Raw genomic sequence first — 19,787 nt, 5'->3', positions numbered from 1 at the left:
GCCCGGCCCCGGCGCCGAACCCGCGCGCGGGCGGCCCGGCGGCGTCCGGCCCGGCCGCGTCCGGCTCGCCGAACCGGGTGCCCGCCCCGGGCGCGCCCGCCGGCCGGTACCAGCCCGACGGTCGCCCGGCGCAGGGGCACTTCCAGAGCTACGGCCAGGCGCCGCCGCCGGGCGCGTGGCCCCAGCGCACCGACCCCGACGCCGCGGCCTGGCGCGAGGCCCCGCGCCGCTAGACCTCCGATCCCGCAGGCTACAGCCCCCACGCACCGCCGCGTGGGGGCTGTTTCGCGTTCCGGAGTGGGTCGGTCGCGGTGAGTGACCAAATCTTCATGATGTGACTTGAGCTACTGAACAGGGCGTACGCACACCCCTGTGGTTTCCGTATATTCCACTGTGGTGGATGGCACGCCGGGTGTCTCGACCGTCCCCTGCTCCGCACTGACGAACCGTCGTGACCTCGAAGGGGCTCATGAGTCGACGACGTGCAGCGACGCGTGCCGGAAAGCCACCCGGCGATGGCTGAGCGCACCTTGCTCCGCGCGGTGCTCGACCAGCGCGGCTGGGCGAGCTGGCCGGTGTTCGAGATGCATTTCGGCGACGCCGCGCGCCGCGTCGCCGAGCGCACGGCCGCCGCGCCGATGAGCATCTCCCAGGCGACGTTCAAGCGGTGGCTCTCCGGCGAACGGGACCCGCGCAGCCTCGCCGGGGTGGTGCTCGAGGAGATGCTCGGCGTCGAGACCGAACTGCTGTTCCGCCCGGCGCCCAGCCACGACGTCGTGCTCCCGCGCCCGCTGGGGCTCAGCGAGCGGGCCGCCGCACTCGCCCTGGACGCCCGCTGGGGCAACTCGCTGCTGTTCCCGACGTCGCCGGCGGCCGGGGTGGACGGGTCCTGGCGGATGGACGGGCTGGGCCTCTTCGACGGCACCGCGATCGCCGTGCAGGCCTACCAGGGGATCGCGCTCACCGACGACCTGGTCGGCATCGGCGGCGAGGACCACGCGCACCTGCGCTCGTTCACCCGCCCGTTACGCCCGGCGCTGGTGCTGGCCGCGTTGCACGCCCCGGCCGGCACCGGGCTGTACGCGACCGACGCCGCGCACGTCCGGCGCCAGCTGACGCTCGACCGGCCCGGCGACGCGCTGCCGATCCCGGCCGCGTACCGCCTCGACGACCTCACCTACGGCCTCACCTGGGCCCTGACCAACCTGGACGAGGGGCTCTGCGCCGACGACGCGGCGCTGCGTGCCGGTGCCGCCGACCTGGACGCCCAGCTCGCCCGGCCGCTCACCGCGGTGGCCAGGGCGGCGTTGCCGGGCCTGTCGTCGGTGGGCGCGACCTGGCTGGGGTCGCGGCACTGCGCGCGCCACACCGCGCGCCGGCTGCCCGCGGACCCGGACACGCTGGCGTTCTGGCACCGGGAGTGCCGCGGCGAGGAGTCGGCCGCGCGGCTGTTCTTCCGGCACGGCGTCCTCGCCGAAGGGCTGCGGCGCACCGGGGGCCGGGCGGTCGCGGCGCACTGCCTGCCCGAGGCCGCGGTGAAGGACAGCCCCGGCTTCGAACGGCTCCTGCTGTTCGCCTCGATCGCGCTCACCGAGTCCCACGGCGTTCCGACGTGGGTCTGCACCGAGCCGGAGTACAGCCAGGTCGACGAGTTCACGCTGGTTCCGGGCCGGCGCGCGGTCGTCGGCAACTGGCTGCGCACCCCCGACGTCTGCCAGGTCGACGTCACCGACCGCAAAGCGGCGCTGCGTACCTACGCGGACGCCGTCGATCACGCCCGCGCGCACACCGTCGCCACCGGCACCACCCCGGTGGCCCGGCTGCGCGCGCTGGTGGACTACCTGGACCTGGACTGGCCCTGGGCCATCCGGCGGGCCCGTGAACTGAGCGAGTACGGGCTCGCCGACATGCTGCGGCCCCGCAGCCGCCTCCTGACGCTGAGCCAGGCCGACCGTGTCCTGGCCTTCCTCGGAAAGCTGGACCCCGATGTATGACCCCTCCTCCGCCCATCGCGACACCCCGGCCGATGTGGGCGCCGGGGACGCGCCGACGTTCTCCGAAGCCCGCCGGCCGGACACCCCGCCCGCCCGGGACACCACGCCGCACCCGCCGGGCGGTGTGCACGAGGCCACGAGCAGTCCGGGCGGGCTGCGGGCCCGGCTCTGGTGGACGGTCGTGCTCGCGCTCGTCGTCGTCGCGCTGATCGGGGCCGGTGCCGCGGTCGTCTCGGCCGCGCTGGAGCCGTCGATCTGGGTCGCGGTGGGTGCCGCCGCCGGCTGGCTCCTGGTGCTCCTGGCCGCGCTGCTCGGCGTCAACGCGGCGGTGCGCCCGATCGGCGCGCAGCTCAGCGCCGAGCGCGCCGCCCGCGCCACCGCCGAGCGGGCGGCGTGGGAGGCCCAGTGGCGCGACACCACCAACCGCACCGCGATGGAGGAACACCAGCGCGGTACCGCGGCCGCGGTCGCCCAGCTCAACGCCGCGCTCGCGGAGTCGGTGCGGGAGCTGGTCCGGGTCGCCGACGCGATCCGCGACGGCCAGGCGCCCGACGCCGAGCCTCCCACGGTGTCGTCCGAGGGCTGGCCGGCCTCGCTGGCCGAGCTGCGCACCGGCGTGCAGGACGTGCTCACCGCGTCGTTCGGGGTCGCGACGCTCACCGCGTCGCACCAGCCGGTCGGCGTGCTGATCACGCTCGCGCGGCGGCTGCAGCCGCTGATCCACCGCGCGATCAAGGAACTCGACGCGCTGGAGAACCAGGTCGAGGACCCGGACATGCTCAACGCGCTGTTCCAGCTCGACCACCTGGTGACCCGGGCGCGGCGGCAGGCCGAGAGCATCGCGGTGCTCGGCGGCGCGACCGCGCGTCAGATCCGCAAGCCGGTGCCGGTCTACACGGTGCTGCGCCAGGCGATCGCCGAGATCGAGCACTACGGCCGGGTCAAGGTGCTGCGCCCGGTGCAGGGCATGGTGACCGGGCACGCGGTCACCGAGGTCATCCACCTGATCGCCGAGCTGATCGAGAACGCCACCGTGTTCTCCCCGCCGGACTCGCGGGTGCAGGTCCAGGTCGACCTGGTGCCCGACGGGCTGTCGATCGAGATTGACGACCTCGGGCTGGTCATGCCGGCGGACGTGCGCCAGCGGATGAACCAGCTGCTCACCTCGCCCGAACGACTGGACGTCGGTGAGCAGCTCAAGGACGGGCGGATCGGCCTGATCGTGGTGGCCGCGATCGCGCGCCGCTACCAGATCCGGGTGCGGCTCGAGCGCAACGAGCGCGGCGGCAACCGGGCCCTGGTGGTGCTGCCCGCGAAGCTGCTGGCCGAGGAGCCGCTGCGCCGGACGGACCTCGGCCCGTCGGCCCTGCCCGCCGCGCCGGTGCCGGTGGCCGCGGCGGCCACGCCCGTCGACGCCCCGGTGGCCCCGGTGGCGGTGCCCGGCGACTACTCGCCGGCCCCGGCGACCTCGCCCACCGCGCCGGCGGGCGGCTCGGCGTCGTCCGGGTCGTGGTTGAGTCCGTTCGTTCCCACCGGGCCGAACCCGGTGGAGGCTCCCGCGCCGCGCCCGGAACGGGAGAACACCGGGGGGATCGGCCTCACCGAGGCCGACCGGCAGCGCCTGGCCGAGCTGGGGAGAGCCGCGTTCGGCGACGTCGACCGCGGCCGGCCGGGAGCGTCCCGCGGCACCGCGTCGGTGACCCCGCCGGGCGACCGCGGCCCCGACCCGACGCGGCCCCCGCTGCCGCGCCGCGACGGCCAGCACATGGCACCGGAACTACGGGGCACCCCCGAGCGCGCCGAGGGGCCGGAGCCCGGCGCGCACAACCCGGGCCTGTTCGCGTCCTACCAGCGCGGACGCGAGCGGGCCGACGTCGAGGAACCGCCGAACGGCAACTGAGTACCGCCGGCGCGTTCGTCACCCTTCGAGAAAGTGCTCCGCGATGACCGAGATGTACTCCACCCCCGCCCCTGCGAACCTGACCTGGCTCCTGGACGAGTTCACCCGCGACACCCCGGACGTGCGGACGGCGATCGCCGTGAGCGTCGACGGGATCTCCACCTACGCCAACACCGGGATGTCGGTCGCGGACAACGAGCGGCTGGCCGCGATCACGTCGGGCTTCCACAGCCTCGCGCTGGGCATCGGCGCCCACTTCGACGGCGGCGTGGTGCGGCAGGTGGTGGCCGAACTGGACGACCTGCTGTTCTTCGTCGCCGCGGCCGGGCGCAACACGCTGCTCGCGGTGCTGGCGGCGCCGCACGCCGACGCGGGCATCGTCGGCTACGAGATGACGCTGCTCGCGCGGCGCGTCGGCGACTACTTCGCCACCGCGCAGCGGGTGGGCAGCCATCGAATCGATGACTTCGCCGGGTGAGGGTCGTCCTCGGCCGTGGGTCGAGGACGACGACACCGAAGCGGTGCGCCCCTACGCCGTCACCGGCGGGCGCACCACCCCGAGCGTGCCGGTCGACCTGATGGCCCTGGTCCGGGCCACCGGGTCGGTGCCGGAGCACCATCTGGACCCCGACCAGCTGCACGCCGTGCACGCCTGCGCGCGGGAGCCGCGGACGGTCGCCGAGCTCGCGGCGGCGCTGCGCCGGCCGGTCCAGGTGACCAAGATCCTCATCTCTGACCTCATCGGGCTGGGTGCCGTACGGCTGCGGACGCCCGTGGCCGCCATCGGTGGACACACCCACGAACGCCTCCTGGAGAAACTGCTCGATGGACTCGAAAATCTCTGACGACGAGTCGTTTCCCTTCGTCCCCCTCAAGGTTCTGGTGGCCGGTGGTTTCGGCGTCGGCAAGACGACGCTGATCAAGTCGGTCAGCGAGATCACGCCGGTCACCACCGAGGCGCTGATCACCACGGCCAGCGCCGCCCTCGACCGGCTCGAGGGCATCGAGGGCAAGAGCACCACGACCGTGGCGATGGACTTCGGCCGGATCTCGTTCCCCGCCCAGCAGCTGAAGCTGTACCTGTGGGGGACACCGGGCCAGGACCGGTTCTGGTTCATGTGGGACGAGCTGGCGCTGGGCGCGGTCGGCGCGATCGTCCTGATCGACACCCGGCGGCTGGCCGACAGTTTCCCGGCCGTGGAGTACTTCCTCGACCGCGACCTGCCCTTCGTCGTCGCGGTCAACGAATTCGACGGCGCGTACCGCTACACGCCGGACGAGATCACCGAGGCACTGGCGCTGCGGCCGGGGGTGCCGGTCGTGCACTGCGACGCGCGCCTGGCCCGCTCGGTGACCGATGTGCTGATCGCGGTCGTGCGCCACTCGCTGGCCACGGCCGCCGCTACGAACGGGAGCTGAACATGCCTTTCGACGACGAGACCGGGCTCGACCTGCCCCGCGAGGACGCCAACGCGCCCCAGCGCGTCGCCCGGCTGCGTGAGCTGGGGCTCTACGACACCCCGGACGACGGGTTCGACGAGCTCGCGGCGAAGCTCGCGCAGGACGGGGCGAGCCTGGCCGGCATCGACTACGCGCCGTACGCGATGGTGAACTTCCGCACCGACCGGCACCAGTTCTTCGCCGGGCTGCACGTACCCGCGGAGCTGGTGCCGGCCTCCGACGGCGACGGCGTGTCGCGGGTGATGGACCTGCAGCACGGCTACTGCCCGGAGGTGGTCGGCCGCGGAAAAGCCCTGGTCCTCGACGACGTGTGCGCGCACCCGCGGTTCGAGTCGAACGAGGTGGTGGACCTGATCGGCATCCGGTCCTACCTGGGGGACGTGGTGCACGACCCGCGGACCGGGATCGTGCTCGGCACGGCGTGCATCGTGGACACCGACCGGCGGGCCTGGGGCCGGGCCGGGTTGAAGCTGATCAAGGACGCGGTGGCGCAGATCGAGGCCCGCATCTGGGAGATCGGCCGCTGACGGGTTCCCGGGGTATCGACGGGTTCCCGGGCCTTCCGCCGGCTCCGTAGGCCCGGAAACCCGTCGATACCCCGGTCAGACGGCTTCGATGAGGGGCTCGGCGTGCAGCGGCACGACCTCACCCGGCTCCGGGGCGAACCGCGTGGACCAGGGCGCGCCCTTCACCGTGCCGAGCGCGTACTCGGCCAGCCGCAGCCGCTGCACGGCCGACGTGCCCGCCGGCGGCAGGATGTGGAACGCGTCGCGCTGGTAGCGCGCGATCGGGGAGTCCTCGCCGAACAGCCCGTGCGCGCCGTGGATCTCCACCGCGAGCCGCGCCGAGTCCAGCGCGTACTCGGCGTTGATCAGCTTCGCGTTCTGCAGCTCCGCGTCGCAGGCGATGCCCTGGTCGAGCAGGTGCGCGGCGTGGTACGCGGCCAGGCGCGCGGTCATCAGCTGCGACTGCATGCGTCCGATCTGGTCGCGGACGGTCGGCAGGTCGGCGAGCGGCGCGCCGTAGCGTCGTTGCCGGTGCGCGAACCGGACGGTCTCGGCGACCAGCGCCTCGTGGATGCCCAGCGACACCGCGGTGAGGTTCGGCCGCCCCACCAGGATGCTGGACGAGTAGGCCACGTCCAGCCCGTCGCCCTCGGCACCGAGCAGGTTGGTCACCGGGACGCGGCACTCGTCGAAGATCAGCTCGCCGAAGCTGAACCCGGGCAGGCCGACGGCCGGGCGGTACGGCGCGAGCGAGAACCCGGGCCGGTCGGCCTCCACCAGGAACGCGCTGAGGCTGCGTCCACCCCGGTCACCGGTGCGCGCGACGACCCCGTGCAGGTCACCGACGTGGCTGTTGCCGACGAACGCCTTGCGTCCGGTGAGGACGTAGTGGTCGCCGTCGCGGCGCGCGGTCGTGGCCATGCCGAGCACGTGGCTGCCGGACGTGGTCTCGGTGACCGCGATCGTCGGCAGGCAGTCGCCGGCGGCCACCGCGGGCAGCCACCGGTCCTTCTGCGCGGGCGTGCCGAAGTGGATGATCTTCGCGACGCCGAGCTGGGAGGCCTGCGCCATCGCGCCCATCGCGCCGCTGACCCGCGAGAGCTCCTCGATGATGATCGTCTTCGCGACGTGGCCGGCGCCCATGCCGCCGTACCGGGAGTCGATCGCCGCGCCGATCCAGCCCTGCCGGGCGATCAGTCTGGAGAGCTCGTGGGCGACGCCGCGGTCTGCTTCCATGGTCGGGACGCGGGGGCGGACCTCGGTCTCGGCGAAGGCCCGGACCTCGTGCCGGATCCGGTCATGGGAGTCGGTGGCGAAATAGCCGTCCATACACAGCCTCCGTCGCGAGTCGCCGCCCGGGAAGCACCGTGGTGCGTGCCGGATCGACGACGAAGTTGCTGCCAGGGGTTCGAGCGTCCTCGGTGACCGCGCCGTCGTTGCGGGGCGCCGGAGTCAACCCTGGCGTGTGTGGGGACCGGGCGCACCCGTTGCAGGGGGTCATTCGAGGGTCACTTCTGGTATTCCCGGATGGGTGGGTTCCCGATTTCCCCCGGGCGTACCGGGGCGGAAGGTGTGTATGCCGCAGGGTGGCGGTTCTGGTCCGGCACCCGGAATGCACCGGAACCGTCTCGTTGGCCTGTCCGCTACCTACCGTAACGCCGGGTCGATCCCCGGACGCGGGACTTCCGGGTCGCCGCGTGCCTCCTGCGGTCTCTGTGACCGCTGGGGCGGCAGCGACGCATTGGAGGCTCGGAGCGGATTTCGGCGGCTGCCGAGCACGGGCCCGGTGATTCAGTATTATCCCGACAATCGTCGCGTAAAGGGTGGAGGGGGCATGCTGAAGCCGTTCCCCGACGCCTCGGCGCCGCCGCTCATCCACGTCGGCCGCGAGCCGCTGTCCGACCGGAACGGCGAGGTCGTCGCCTACCGGCTGCGGTTCCGCGACACCGCCGACGGCGCCGAGACGACCGCCGCCCGCACGGCCGCGCTCAGCCAGCTGATCGTCACCGCGTTCACCGAGTTCGGCCTCGACGACCTGGTCGGACCGGCGGGCTGCCTCGTCACCGTCAACCGCGACTTCCTCACCGGCGCCGTACCGGTGCCGTTCGCCCCCGGCCGGGCCGCGCTGCTGCTCGCCGACCCCTTCGTCCTCGACGACGCGGCGCTGGCCGGCGCGGCGACGCTGGCCCGGCGGGGCTTCTCCCTCGCGGTGGACGTGGGCGGCGGCGAGTGGGGGCCGCTGCTCGAACCCCTGTTCGGCCTGGTCTCGTACGTGACGCTGCCGGTGCCGGACGACGGCGCGGGTTTCCGGGCGCGGTGGGCCCGGTTCCCCGGGATCCACCTGATCGCCGCGCCCGGCTCCGACCCCGCGCGCGCCGCCGAGCTCGGCTTCGAACTGTTCCCGGCCGGGTCGGCCTCCCCGCGGGCGGACGTCGTGTCGCGGCCCCGGTTGTCGTCCACCGCGACCGGGCGGCTGCGGTTGATCGCGTCCCTGAGCCGGGAGGACGTCGACATCGACGACGTCACCGCGGCGGTCGAACAGGACCCGGCGGTCAGCTACCGCCTCCTGCACGCCGCCGGCGCGGCCGCGTCGGGCCAGACCACCCGCGTCATCTCCCTGCGCGAGGCGGTGATGCTGCTCGGCCTGGACCGGATCCAGAGCTGGGTGACGCTCATGCTGCTCTCCGACGGCGGCTCCGCCCTGGACAAACACGCCGCCTCGGTGGTGCTCGGCCGGGCGAGGTTCTGCCGCGACCTCGCCGGCGCCTTCGACGCCCCACCGGACAGCGCGTTCACCGTCGGGTTGCTCTCCGGCCTGGCCGAGATCCTCCGGCTCCCGGTGTCGTCCCTGGTGGCCGCGTTGCCCCTGACGGAGTCGTTGGTCGCGGCGTTGGTGGGGGGAGAGGGCGCGTTGGGCACCGTCCTGCGCACCGCCGTCCACTACGCCGAGGGCGTCGTCGATCGCCTCCCCGGTGTGCTGGCCCCACCCGACCTGGTCCGCGCCCAGTTCAACGCCCTCCGCTGGACCAACCACCTCCTGGCCGCCGCCTGACGCTCTCCTCAGCGGTCCCTATCCGGTGCGCTCCGGTGCGCCGGAGCGGGTCCGCTTCGTTTCGCTGGGAGGCGGTCCCTTTCGGGGTGCCGCGGGCAGGCCGAAGCGGGTCCGCTTCGTTCCGCTGGGAGGCGGTCCCTTTCCGGCGCGCTCCGGTGCGCCGGAGCGGGTCCGCTTCGTTCCGCCGGGAAGTGGTCCCTTTCGGGGTGCCGCGGGCAGGCCGGAGCGGGTCCGCTTCTCAGCTTCGCTGATAGGGGTCCTCCGCTTGATCGAGGATCGGACCGTGCCGGGGCGTGCCGGAGGGGGACCGCGCGGCTCGGGGGAGCGGTCCCGTTGCGGCCCGTGGCGCGGCGTTGCGGCGCGGCGCGGCGTTGCGGCGCGGCGTTGTCGGAGGGCGCAGCCGGGCGCCTGGCGCGGGCGGCTCTGCGGGGCGGTTCTGCGGGGCAGGTGGCGGGGCGGCTTCGAACGTGCGGCCGGGAGATAGGCGCCCGGCGGAGGGCTGGACAGCCGCGCGGCGGCCGACCCGAGCCCACCCGCCCCCAGCCCGAATACGAAGCCCCACCCTTGCGCCACCCCATCAGCCTGCGACGGCGCGCCACTTCAGCGTGCGGCGGTGCCCCTTCACGGCCCGCTGCGGTGCCCCGCCGCCCGGGGCACCGCACCGCCCGCGGCGCCTCATTCGCTTGCATCGGTGGGACCCTCCCCACCCATTTGCGGGCCCCTCGCCCGCGGCGCTCGGCGCGGGATCCTTCGGGGCCACACGCCCGTCTCCGGCCACACCTGGCAGCCCAGGCCCACCCACGACCAACGCGCTACCCGGGATCACTTGGGCTGCCCAGGCCCGCCTCCGGCTCGCCCGGGCTCCACCGGGCCGCCTCTGGCCACCAGGGACCACCTCAGCCCGCCCGGGAGCGCCACCGATCGCCCGGGAGCGCCACCGACCGCCCGGGAGCGCCACCGAACCCATGCCCGAACGAACCCTCAGAGCTCCGACCGAGCCACCAACCCACCCTCCAACTCCACCGGCAACCGGCCCCGGTGCAACACCCCCAGACGCTGCGTCGCCCGCGTCAACGCCACGTACAGATCATTGCGCCCCCGTGGCGACGCCTCGATCATCCCCACCGGGTCCACCACCAGCACGACGTCGAACTCCAGGCCCTTGGCCTGGGTCGCCCCCAGCACCACCATCGGCGCGGTCAGATCCGGATCCGCGCCGGACGACGCCTCCGGCAGCGCCGCCGCGACCGCCGCGGCCTCGGCGTCGGGGGTGATCACGGCCACCCGCCCCGCGTCCAGACCGGCCCGTTCCGCGCGGGCCACCGCGGCCACCTCGGCGGGTGACGCCGCGACGCACTCCCACGGCGGGACCCCCACCTCGCGCACGGCCGAGGGCGGCTCGGAGTCCGCGTCCAGCGTCTCGAGCAGCGGCACCGTGACCGCCATGATCTCGGCCGGGGTGCGGTAGTTCACCGACAGCCGGGTCAGCCGCCAGCGGTCGCCGACGAACGGGTCGAGCGCCTCGCCCCACGAGTCGAGGCCGCCGGGGCTGGACGTCTGCGCGACGTCCCCGACCAGCGTCATCGAGCGGGTCGGGCAGCGGCGCATCAGCACCCGCCACGCCATTGGGGAGAGCTCCTGCGCCTCGTCGACGATCACGTGCCCGAAGGTCCAGGTGCGGTCGACCGCGGCGCGTTCGGCGACCGTGCGCCGGTCGGCCACCCGGCTGCGTTCGGCCAGCCGCCTGGCGTCGATCAGGTCGGTCGCGGTGAGCACTTCCTTGTCCTCGGTGCGCGACCCGGCGGCGACGTCGAGCACACCCTGCGCGTACGCGATCTCCTCGTCGCGGGCCTGCGACGCGCGGGCCTTCACCGCCCGGTCGTCCTCGCCGAGCAGCTGGGCGGCCTCGTCGAGCAGCGGCACGTCGGCGACCGTCCACCCGCTGGGCGACCCGATGCCGGCCGGGCGCACCAGCAGCGCCTGCTCCTCGGCGGTGAGCAGCCCCTCGGCGGCCGACGCGAGGCGCTCCGGGTCGTGGAAGAGCTGGGAGAGCAGCCGCTGCGGGGTCAGCCGCGGCCACAGCGCCTCGCAGGCCGCCGCGACCCGCGGGTCGCTCGCCGCGATCGCCCGCAGATCCAACGCGGTCTCGGAGTACGGATCCTCGCCCGCGCCGGAGCCGGAGTCGGAGAAGCCGAGCCGCTCCAGGTCGCCGCGCGCCGCACCGTCGAGGTCCAGGCCCCCGAGCAGCTCGGCCGACTCCGCCTCGAGCCGGTCGGCCAGCCCCTGGGCCTGCGCGGCCAGCTGCCGGGCGACCTCGTCGACGACCAGCCGCACGAACGTCGACCGGGCGCGGTTGTGCGGACGCCGGGTCTCGCGGGCCTGGTCGGCGGCGGCCGTCCAGAACTCCGGCTCGAGCGTCACCACGTCGTCGCCGACGCGGACGTCGAACGGCGCACCGGGCGGCCCCTGGCGGTTACGCACGGCCTGCGCGACGACCTGCGCCATCACCGGCCGTCCCTTCACCGCCGCGGCCGCGGCCGGCTCGGAGCGGCTCGCCACCACCCCCGGGAACAACTCACCGACGGTGGAGAGCAGCACGCTGGTCTCCCCGAGCCCCGGCAGCACCTGCCCGATGTAGCGCAGGAACGTCGTGTTCGGCCCGACGACGAGCACGCCCCGGCTGGCGATGCGCCCGGAGTGGTACAGCAGGTACGCGGCGCGGTGCAACGCCACCGCGGTCTTGCCGGTGCCCGGCCCGCCCTGCACGACGAGCACCCCGGTCTGGTCGCTGCGGATGATCGCGTCCTGTTCGGCCTGCAGCGTCGCGACGATGTCGTGCATACGGCCGGTGCGGCTGCTGTTCACCGCCGCCAGCAGCGCGGCCGCCCCGGACAGCTGCTCGCGCCCGGCGTCGGGCGCCCCGTCGAGCACCTCGTCGTCGAGCGACACGACCCGCCGGTCGCGGGTGACGATGTGCCGGCGGCGGTGGACGCCTTCGGGCGCGGCGCTGGTCGCCACGTAGAACGGGCGGGCGGCCGGCGCGCGCCAGTCCAGCAGCATCGGGTCCGCGTCGGCGTCCTCGGACGGCAGCCCCACCCGGCCGATGTAGTGCCGCCCGCCGTCGCTCAGGTCCAGCCGCCCGAAGCACAGCCCGTGCTCGGCGGCGTCGAACCGGGAGAGCCGGGAGGCGTACTCGGTGAACGCCGAGTCGCGCTCCGAGCGGGCCTGGGCGGTGCCGCCGGTCTGTGCGGCCACCTCGGCCAGCCGGGAGCGCGTCGCGCCGCGCAGCTCGTCCAGGCGGGTGTAGAGCCGGGTCAGGCGGTCCTGCTCGGTGTCGAGATCTGTCGTGCCAGTGTCCGCGAGAGACAAAAGTCCACCCTCGTGTGTCGCCGGTCAATGCGGTGGTGCGCTGGATCGTGCGCGGCTCCAACGTCGAAGAACAGTCTCGTTGTTCCCGGAAATTCCTCCCGGACGCCCGCGGCGGTGACCGGATCGTTCCGCTTCCGGGCATCATCGGGCCTTCTCGGACGCCGTGGCCCACCCCCAGGATGAGTCTATGACCAGTGCACTGATCGTCCTCGACGTCCAGGAATCGTTCCGGCAGCGCCCCCTGTGGGCCGCGGTGAGCAACCCGGCGATCGTCGAGCGGGTGGCCGCGCTCGTCGCCGCGGCCCGCTCCCGCGGCGACCTGGTCGTGTGGGTGCTGCACGCCGAGCCGGGCACCGGCACACCGTTCGACCCCGGGTCCGGCCACGTGCGGCTGATCGGCCCGCTGGCCGCCGAGCCCGGCGAACCGGTCCTCACCAAGACGTCACGGAACGCGTTCACCACCACCAACCTGCAGCAACTGCTCACCGCGGCCGGCGTGCGGCACCTCGTGGTCACCGGCATCCAGACCGAACAATGCTGCGAGACGACGGCCCGGCTGGCCGCCGACTACGGCTACGACGTCACGTTCGTCACCGACGCCACCGCGACGTTCCCGATCGCGCACCGCGACGCCCCGCCCGGTGACCTCGCCACGGTGCTGGGGGACCCGCGCACGCTCGGCGTCGACGCGATCGTCGAGCGCACCGAGTACGCGCTGGCCGGACGGTTCGCGCGGATCGCGTCCACCGCCGAGCTCGTGGCAAACTGACCGGATCGTGCGCCGGATCGTGTTCTTCCTCGTGCCGGGCCTGCACCTGCTCGACCTCGCGGGCCCGGCGCAGGTCTTCTCGGCGCTGTCCGGCCACGGCCACCCGGTCACGCTCCACTACGTCGCCGAACAGCCGCTCGTCGTGAGCGCCCAGGGCGTGCCGCTGGGCGCGCAGCTCGACTGGCCGTCGCTCACCCGCGACGACCTCGTGCTCGTGCCGGGCTGGCGCGTCCACGGCGACCGGCCGGGCGCGGCGGGATGGATCACCCCGGCGATCGGCCCGGGAGCGCTCGGCCGGCTGCGGACGCACCACGCGTCCGGCGGCACGGTCGCCAGCGTCTGCTCGGGGGCCGACGCGCTCGGGCGGGCCGGCCTGCTCGACGGGCGGCGCTGCACCACCCACCACGAGATCCAGCGTGACCTCGCGCGACGGCACCCGCGGGCCACCGTCGTGCCCGACGTGCTCTACGTCCTCGACGACCGCGTCGCCACCTCGGCCGGCATCGCCAGCGGCATCGACCTGGCGCTCGGGTTCGTCGCCGGCTGGCACGGCCCCGCGACGGCGGCCCGGGTGGCCCGCGAGATGGTGGTCTACGCCCGGCGCAACGGCGAGGAACCCCAGGAGAGCGCGTCGCTGCGTCACCGCGCCCACCTCTCCGACGTCGTGCACCGCGTCCAGGACGTGATCGACGCCCGTTTCGCCGAACCGCTCCCGCTGCGCGCCCTCGCCGACGCCGGCGGTGTGAGCGACCGTACGCTCACCCGTCTCTTCGGCCGCGCGACCGGTCTCACGCCGCTGCGCTACCAGCAGTTGCTGCGCGTCGAACGGGCCGAACACCTGATCGGGCAGGGGAGTACCGCCGACGCCGCGGCCCGCACGGTCGGCTTCACCGACGCGCGGATGCTCCGCCGGCTGCGCGCCCGGGCGTAGCGGCGGGCGTCAGTCGCGGCCGCGGCGGCCTACTGTGGAGCCGACCGGATGCCTCCGGAGTGACTACGGCGTGGAGGTCGCCCCTATGACCACCGTGTTCCGGTTGGACCGCGGAACGCGTGACCGCTACGCACAGCTCGTGCGCTTCCACCACGATCTGTTCGCCGACGCGTGGGGGGACATCGCGCCGGTCGAGTTCGCCGCGGTGGCCTGGCGGATCGCCACCCCACCGCTGGCCGCCCCCCGGGCGTACGTGCGCTGGCACCGCCGGGTGCTCTCGGCCGAGGTGACGCGCAACTCCTGGGACGGCACGCTGATCGCCCGGGTGCAGCTGGTCGCGCCGTCGCCGGTGAACCTGGGTGCGCTCCCGCCGGTGCCGTCGGCGACGCCTCCCACCAGCCCGTTCGGCGATGATCGCACCCGCGAGGAGGGCGAGGGCGCCTGGCGCGGCTGGCCCAACACGTTCGGGCAGTTCGTCACGCCCACCGACCGGGACCTCGCCCGCGGCCCGTTCCTGCGGGCCAGCGTGCTGGTGGAGGCTCCGCTGCCGCTGACCGGGCTGCCGGAGGCACCGGAGGGCCCCGTGGAGGGCTTCGAGCAGGACGCCGACCGGGCGGTGGTGGTGCTCGCCCGTGCCCTCGACCGCCTGGTCGCGCCGATCGTCGCGGGCCTGGAGGCCAGCGGCCCCGACGTTCCGCTCGACCGCTCACCCTGACCACGGGGGTCACCCGCCCACGGTGGCCCGCCGCTCGGCGTAAAGAAAATAACAAGCCCATACACCGACGTGCCGCCGCCGACGGACCTCAACCGCTGACCAGGTCCGCGCACGCCCGGTCCCAGCGGGCCCGGCGTTCCGGGGTGAGGTACTCGCTCTCGGCCGGCGGTGCGCCGCGGGCGTACGCGAGCAGCTGTGCGGCCGGGGACGCGAGCGGGTGCGCGGGCTGCGCGACGACGGGTTCGAGTACCGCGTCGGGGAAGCCCCACAGCCCGAGCAGGTAGGCGCTGGCCTGCGCGGACGTGCACCCGAACGCGGCGAGTTCGGCCTCGGCGCGCGCGTGTGGGTCGCCGGGCGCGGCCCGGAGCGCCGCCCAGCCGGCGGGGCGGGCGCTGACCTGGGCGAGCAGCCCGATGTCGGCGAGCACGCCGGCGAGGAAGACCGCGCTGCCCGCGCTGCGGTCCAGGCGTTCGGCCGACGCGAGACGCCGGGCCCGCGCGGCGACACGCATGCTGCGCGCGGCGAGCGCGGCGAGGTCGAAGCCCGCGGGCAGTGGCGTGTCGGTGCGGTAGGCGCCGCTGGCCAGCGCGAGGGCCTGGAGCGTGTCGACGCCGAGCAGGACGACCGCCTCCTCGAGGCTCTCGACGTGGCTGGGCGGGCAGAAGAGGCCGGAGTTGACGAGTTTGAGCACGTCGGTGGCGGTGGCGACGTCCCGTTCGACGATGCGGGCCAGGTCGGCGGCGCCGCTGTCGGGGCCGGCGGCGACGAGGTCGGTGTAGACGGTGGGGGGCCGGGGGAGGCGGGCGTCGGCGAGGAACGACGTGGTGCCCCGGGCGGCGGTGACCTGGTCGACGGCGGCCAGCAGGTCCTCGACCGGGCAGGGCTTGACGAGGAAGCGGTGGGCGTCGGCGAGCACGCTCAGCAGGGTGTCGCGGTCGGTGCGTGCGGAGAGCGCGAGGCGGGCGTGCGGGCCGGGCGCGGCGAGCAGCCCGGCGAGCGGGGGCTGGCCGGGGTCGCAGACGAGCACGTCGACGGGGAACTGGGCGAGGGCGTCGGGCGTGGTGTGCGCGAACCGCGGTTCCCAGCCGGGTGCGACGGTACGCAGGACGCGGCGGAGTGCGGCCAGGGCGTTCGGCTCGTCGTCGGCGAACAGCACCCGGACGCCGGTCACTCCCACCTCGCCTATCCGTGGACCGCGTTACTGGGTAAAATAGGCTATCCGGGACAAAACGGCGTACTGGGGGCGCAGTGGCGCAGCGGATCCTCTTGGTGGACGACGAGCCGGGTGTGCTCGACGGGCTCCGCCGCACCCTGTCCGCGAAATACCAGGTCGAGGCGGTGCTCAAGCCCGCGGACGCGCTCAAGAAGCTCGAACACGGCCGCGGCGGCTCGAATCCGTTCGCGGTGGTCGTGTCGGACATGATGATGCCCGAGATGACCGGGGCGGACTTCCTGCGCGCGGCGTCGGAGATCGCGCCCGAGGCCGTGCTGATCCTGCTCTCCGGCAAGGCCGACGTCCGCTCGACGATCCCGGCGATCAACACCGGCCGGCTGTTCCGCTTCATCGCCAAACCGTGCAGCCCCCGCGACCTGCAGGCCGCCATCGACGACGCGCTGCGCCAGTACCAGGCGGGCAAGGCCGGCACCGACCTGCTGGAGAAGACGCTGTCGGAGTCGGTGAAGGTGCTGGCGCAGGCCCTCGCCATGGCCAGCCCGGAGACCGGCAGCCGGATCACGACGATCAGCGAACTCGTCGGCGGTGCCGCCCGGCAGCTGGGGCAGTCGCACAGCTGGGAGCTGCGGATGGCCGCGCGCCTGTCCCAGCTGGGGTTGGTGTCGATCCCGGCCGAGGTGCTGCAGCGGGTCGAGGGCGGCATCGAGGGCAGCGCCGGGGAGAAGGCGATGTACCGGGCCCACCCGTCGGTGGCGTGCGGCCTGCTCGCGGGTATCCCGCGGCTGGAACGGGTGGCGGAGTGGATCGGCCAGCAGACCGCCGACGCGACCGCGCCGCCGCCGCGCGGCAACCCGGACCCCGACGACCGGGCCGAACTGCAGCGCCAGATCTTCCTGGTCGCCTGCGAGTTCCTGGCGGCCAAGGACATCGGGGAGTGGCCCCCCGAGTGCGCGGCCCGCCTCACCGGCGGCGGCCGGTACCGCACCGACGCGATCCAGGCGGTGCTGAAGACCGCCCTCGAACGCGACGCCGCTCCCGACGCGGTGTCGGTGTCGATCAACCAGCTGAAGGTCGGCATGCGTTTCGTCCGTGACGTGAAGGCCACGAACGGCGCCATCCTGGTGCGCAAGGGTGACCGGGTCACCGACACGGTGCGGGTGCGGTTGCAGAACTTCAAGACGTACGTGGGGGTCGTGGAGCCTCTCCGCGTGACGCCGATCAAGGAGACGCTCTAGGGCGGACCGTGCGGCGCGGGGCCCTTTCTGCGGCGCGGTGTCTGCATCTGGGGATGTGCTCGCGCGGCGGAGGTTCCGGGCGCGGTAGCAGCACGCGGTGCGGGTCTTGGCCGGGGTCTTGGCCGGGCGCTGGGCGGGGCTGCGGTAGTGGCGCGCGAGGGCTCAGGGGCGCCAGTGGTCGGGGCGTGGGAGGTGGGCCGGGATCCGGGTGGTGTGGTTACCGCGGGCGGCGGCCAGCTGGGACGGGGTGAGGAACAGCGCGGTGGTGAGATCCGCTCCGCGCAGGTCGGCGTCGCGCAGGTCGGCGCCGGTGAGATCGGCGTCGCGCAGGTCCGCGTCTCGCAGATCCGCGGCGATGAGGTAGGTGCCGCGGAGGTTGGCTGCCCGCAGTGTGGCCCCGCCGAGCCGGGCCCCGATCCGATCCGCTCCGGCCCATTCGACGGGCCCCCGTTCGGCACCGCCGCCACCGTTCCGCCGCCCGGCTCCCGCGCGCCGCTTCTCCTTGCCACGCCTTCTCCCGGTCGGGGCGGTGCCCTGGCGCGGCGCCGGGACCGGTGCGCTGGGGCGGAGGGCGGTGGCGTCGAGGGCGGCGAAGCGGAGGGCGGCGGAGCGGGCGAGGGTGCTCGCGGCGCGCAGCAGGGGAGTGAGCTCGGCCCGGAGGGCGTCGGTGTCGCAGGCGCGGAGCTCGTCGGGCGAGCCGTCCGCCAGCACCCGGAGCCGCTCGGCGGCGCCCGTCAGCTCGGCGTGCAGCTCCGCCGCCGCGGGCAACCCCAGCGCCTCCTCCACGTACCAGCGCAGCTCGTGCAGCCGCCGCACCACCGGGAAGGTTTCGAACATGCGTACGGCGAGGTCGGGGGAGTCCCGCCACGAGCTCCCGCCGAACGTGTGCTGGGTGACGTGCTGCCCGGCTCCGAGGCAGTCGAACACCGTGCAGCCGGTGTACCCCGAGGTGCGCAGACGTGCGTGGATGCCGCAGCGGTCGTCGCTGGTGAGGTTCGCGCAGGGCCGGCCGCCGGGCTTGTCGACGGCGAAGTCCGCGGACCGGGCGAACGGCAGGGCCACGCAGCAGAGCGCCGCGCAGTTCGCGCAGTCGGGGCGGAGCGCGGCCGGGGGTGTGGTCGCCGGGGGTGTGGTCACTGTCCCAGCGTCCGTTCCGGATCCGCCATCGTCGACCCGGCGCGCCATTCCGTGGCGAACGCCTCCACCCCGAGGGCGCTCCGCAGCACCTCCCACGCGTGCGCGGTCTCCGGCACCCCACCCCGCGGCACCCGATCCCACGGCGCCCCCTCCCATCGCCGGTCTTCCCCCGGCACGTCCTCCCGAGATGCGACCGCCGCTCGCGCGCCCTCCCGCACCAACCGCGCGCCCTCCCGCGCTACTCGCCCGCCTTCCCGCGGTGCTCCTACCCGCGGCGCGTTTTCGCCCGGCACCTTTTCGCCCGGCACCTTTTCGCCCCGCACGGGCTCCTCCACCCGCGTCACCTGCCCGTCCTGCGCCCCGAGCGTCACCGGCAGGCCGCGCCCCACCGCGCCGCCATGACGCAACGCCCACGCGGCCCCCAGCGCCCGCGCTCCCCGCCGGGCCCGAGCGTCGACCTCGCGCCCTTCCTCGCCCGCCGCGACGCCCGCCGCGACGCCCGCCGCGACGCCCGCCGCGACACCCCCGGCATCCACCCGAGCAGCGGCCGCCTCCCGGACGCCGACCGCCGGAGAAGCACACCAGGCGGCGAACCGCTCCAGAACGTCGGCGCGCAGCGGAGCATCACCCGTCCGCGCCGACAGCACCAGTGCCCGCCCGTGCCACCCCCCGGCCTCGGGCGACCCCCGCTCCGCCTCGACCCGCCCCAGACACGAATGCAACTGCGCCGCGAACCGCGCCGCCGCCGGCCGGTCACCCCCACCGGCCACGGAGTCCGACGACGCCAGCAACTCCAGCGCGACACGGTGCAGCGCGGACGCCGCCTCGAGGTCGCCACCCCACCGCGCCACCTCGCCGCGCGCGTGGGCGATGCGGGCCCGCAGCAGCGGGTCGTCACCGCGTGCCGCGATCTCCTCGGCCCGCCCGAGCGCCTCCGCCGCGCCCTCCCGGTCGCCGAGGCGGCCGGCGAGCGTCCCGATCTGCACGAGCAGTTCCGGCACCTCGCTCAGCCCGTCGAGCTCCTCGGCCAACCCCTCGGCCTCCCGCAGCGCGGCCAGCGCGGCCGCCGGGTCCTCGGCCGCGGTCACCATCGCGATGCTGGACGCGGCCAGCAGCAACCCCCACCGTTCCCCGAGCGGGCTGAACAACGCCCGGGCGGCGGCGAACGCGGCGTGCGCCCGGGCGGCGTCGCCGGCGTCCCAGGCCGCGTGCCCGGCCAGCACCCGGCTCGCCGCCCGGCACCACGGATCGGGGTGCTGCGCGAACCGGGCCGCGGCCGCGGCCATCCACCCCGGCCGGTCGGACGCGACACCCCCACCCAGCCACGCCGCCGCGAACATGCTCGCCGGATGCTCGAGCCCCGACACGGCCGCCAGCAGACCCGGCTCACCGCCCCCCACCGCGGCCCGCGCGAACCATGCACCCGCGGTCTCCCGCCCGGCCGCCGCGGCCCCGTCCGCAACGGCGCCCGCGGCCCCGTCCGCAACGGCGCCCGCGGCCCCGTCCGCAACGGCGCCCGCGGCCCCGTCCGCAACGGCGCCCGC

The 19,787-nt window shown here is 74.8% G+C and carries 15 protein-coding genes and 2 pseudogenes; 12 read left to right on the top strand and 5 right to left on the bottom strand.

The window, feature by feature from the left end:
• The 7 genes and pseudogenes from ABD437_RS37645 to ABD437_RS37615 form a co-directional block, all read left to right on the top strand.
• Window positions 1–233 (top strand): annotated as a pseudogene (locus tag ABD437_RS37645) (AAA family ATPase); the annotation flags it as partial.
• A 282-nt stretch (window positions 234–515) separates the two neighbouring features.
• Window positions 516–1,994, top strand: a complete 1,479-nt coding sequence (locus tag ABD437_RS37640) for a hypothetical protein (protein ID WP_344653764.1) — start codon at window positions 516–518, stop codon at window positions 1,992–1,994.
• On the top strand, window positions 1,987–3,894 hold the full coding sequence (locus tag ABD437_RS37635; RefSeq protein WP_344653763.1) for an ATP-binding protein: 1,908 nt from the start codon (window positions 1,987–1,989) through the stop codon (window positions 3,892–3,894). Before ABD437_RS37640 ends, ABD437_RS37635 begins: the two co-directional genes overlap by 8 nt.
• A gap of 43 nt (window positions 3,895–3,937) precedes the next feature.
• Window positions 3,938–4,372, top strand: a complete 435-nt coding sequence (locus tag ABD437_RS37630; RefSeq protein WP_344653762.1) for a roadblock/LC7 domain-containing protein — start codon at window positions 3,938–3,940, stop codon at window positions 4,370–4,372.
• The gene (locus ABD437_RS37625; RefSeq protein ID WP_344653761.1) at window positions 4,356–4,739 is read left to right on the top strand and encodes a DUF742 domain-containing protein; all 384 of its coding nucleotides are present in this window, start codon (window positions 4,356–4,358) and stop codon (window positions 4,737–4,739) included. Before ABD437_RS37630 ends, ABD437_RS37625 begins: the two co-directional genes overlap by 17 nt.
• Window positions 4,720–5,313 (top strand): GTP-binding protein, encoded by a 594-nt coding sequence (locus tag ABD437_RS37620; protein WP_344653760.1) that lies wholly within the window; start codon window positions 4,720–4,722, stop codon window positions 5,311–5,313. Before ABD437_RS37625 ends, ABD437_RS37620 begins: the two co-directional genes overlap by 20 nt.
• Window positions 5,314–5,315: 2 nt before the next feature.
• On the top strand, window positions 5,316–5,882 hold the full coding sequence (locus ABD437_RS37615) for a GAF domain-containing protein (RefSeq protein WP_344653759.1): 567 nt from the start codon (window positions 5,316–5,318) through the stop codon (window positions 5,880–5,882).
• A gap of 75 nt (window positions 5,883–5,957) precedes the next feature.
• Here ABD437_RS37615 and ABD437_RS37610 read toward each other — a convergent pair whose 3' ends face one another.
• Window positions 5,958–7,190: an acyl-CoA dehydrogenase family protein gene (locus tag ABD437_RS37610; RefSeq protein ID WP_344653758.1), complete on the bottom strand. Its 1,233-nt coding sequence runs from the start codon at window positions 7,188–7,190 to the stop codon at window positions 5,958–5,960.
• A gap of 505 nt (window positions 7,191–7,695) precedes the next feature.
• Between ABD437_RS37610 and ABD437_RS37605 the strand changes: the two genes are divergently transcribed.
• Window positions 7,696–8,913, top strand: coding sequence for an EAL and HDOD domain-containing protein (locus ABD437_RS37605; protein ID WP_344653757.1), 1,218 nt, complete (start codon window positions 7,696–7,698; stop codon window positions 8,911–8,913).
• 981 nt (window positions 8,914–9,894) lie between these two features.
• Here ABD437_RS37605 and ABD437_RS37600 read toward each other — a convergent pair.
• The gene (locus ABD437_RS37600) at window positions 9,895–12,282 is read right to left on the bottom strand and encodes a HelD family protein (protein ID WP_344653756.1); all 2,388 of its coding nucleotides are present in this window, start codon (window positions 12,280–12,282) and stop codon (window positions 9,895–9,897) included.
• 187 nt (window positions 12,283–12,469) lie between these two features.
• Here ABD437_RS37600 and ABD437_RS37595 point away from each other — a divergent pair, with 187 nt between their 5' ends.
• The 3 genes from ABD437_RS37595 to ABD437_RS37585 all read left to right on the top strand — a co-directional run bounded on the left by ABD437_RS37595 (window position 12,470) and on the right by ABD437_RS37585 (window position 14,697).
• Complete coding sequence (locus ABD437_RS37595; protein ID WP_344653755.1) at window positions 12,470–13,051, top strand: cysteine hydrolase family protein; 582 nt, start codon at window positions 12,470–12,472, stop codon at window positions 13,049–13,051.
• Between the two features lie 7 nt (window positions 13,052–13,058).
• Window positions 13,059–13,982, top strand: a complete 924-nt coding sequence (locus tag ABD437_RS37590; protein WP_344653754.1) for a GlxA family transcriptional regulator — start codon at window positions 13,059–13,061, stop codon at window positions 13,980–13,982.
• 85 nt (window positions 13,983–14,067) lie between these two features.
• Window positions 14,068–14,697, top strand: coding sequence for a hypothetical protein (locus ABD437_RS37585; protein ID WP_344653753.1), 630 nt, complete (start codon window positions 14,068–14,070; stop codon window positions 14,695–14,697).
• An 88-nt stretch (window positions 14,698–14,785) separates the two neighbouring features.
• Here ABD437_RS37585 and ABD437_RS37580 read toward each other — a convergent pair whose 3' ends face one another.
• Entirely contained in the window at window positions 14,786–15,874 is a 1,089-nt protein-coding gene (locus ABD437_RS37580) for an HDOD domain-containing protein (protein ID WP_344653752.1), read from the bottom strand.
• A gap of 71 nt (window positions 15,875–15,945) precedes the next feature.
• Here ABD437_RS37580 and ABD437_RS37575 point away from each other — a divergent pair, with 71 nt between their 5' ends.
• Window positions 15,946–17,106, top strand: a complete 1,161-nt coding sequence (locus ABD437_RS37575) for a response regulator (RefSeq protein ID WP_344653751.1) — start codon at window positions 15,946–15,948, stop codon at window positions 17,104–17,106.
• A gap of 162 nt (window positions 17,107–17,268) precedes the next feature.
• Here ABD437_RS37575 and ABD437_RS37570 read toward each other — a convergent pair whose 3' ends face one another.
• Window positions 17,269–18,243, bottom strand: a complete 975-nt coding sequence (locus ABD437_RS37570) for a pentapeptide repeat-containing protein (protein ID WP_344653750.1) — start codon at window positions 18,241–18,243, stop codon at window positions 17,269–17,271.
• Window positions 18,240–19,787 (bottom strand): annotated as a pseudogene (locus ABD437_RS37565) (hypothetical protein); the annotation flags it as partial. The gene ABD437_RS37570 and the pseudogene ABD437_RS37565, both read right to left, overlap by 4 nt.

The organism is Cryptosporangium japonicum (assembly GCF_039524755.1).
Taxonomy (GTDB): domain Bacteria; phylum Actinomycetota; class Actinomycetes; order Mycobacteriales; family Cryptosporangiaceae; genus Cryptosporangium; species Cryptosporangium japonicum.
This window is presented reverse-complemented; position numbering and strand designations above follow the sequence as displayed.

Excerpts from the sequence above, each read along its gene's own strand:
- ABD437_RS37595 (WP_344653755.1), top strand. The coding sequence starts at position 12,470 with ATGACCAGTGCACTGATCGTCCTCGACGTCCAGGAATCGTTCCGGCAG.
- ABD437_RS37635 (WP_344653763.1), top strand. The coding sequence starts at position 1,987 with ATGTATGACCCCTCCTCCGCCCATCGCGACACCCCGGCCGATGTGGGC.
- ABD437_RS37625 (WP_344653761.1), top strand. The coding sequence starts at position 4,356 with ATGACTTCGCCGGGTGAGGGTCGTCCTCGGCCGTGGGTCGAGGACGAC.
- ABD437_RS37630 (WP_344653762.1), top strand. The coding sequence starts at position 3,938 with ATGACCGAGATGTACTCCACCCCCGCCCCTGCGAACCTGACCTGGCTC.
- ABD437_RS37615 (WP_344653759.1), top strand. The coding sequence starts at position 5,316 with ATGCCTTTCGACGACGAGACCGGGCTCGACCTGCCCCGCGAGGACGCC.
- ABD437_RS37610 (WP_344653758.1), bottom strand. The coding sequence starts at position 7,190 with ATGGACGGCTATTTCGCCACCGACTCCCATGACCGGATCCGGCACGAG.
- ABD437_RS37620 (WP_344653760.1), top strand. The coding sequence starts at position 4,720 with ATGGACTCGAAAATCTCTGACGACGAGTCGTTTCCCTTCGTCCCCCTC.
- ABD437_RS37585 (WP_344653753.1), top strand. The coding sequence starts at position 14,068 with ATGACCACCGTGTTCCGGTTGGACCGCGGAACGCGTGACCGCTACGCA.
- ABD437_RS37640 (WP_344653764.1), top strand. The coding sequence starts at position 516 with ATGGCTGAGCGCACCTTGCTCCGCGCGGTGCTCGACCAGCGCGGCTGG.
- ABD437_RS37605 (WP_344653757.1), top strand. The coding sequence starts at position 7,696 with ATGCTGAAGCCGTTCCCCGACGCCTCGGCGCCGCCGCTCATCCACGTC.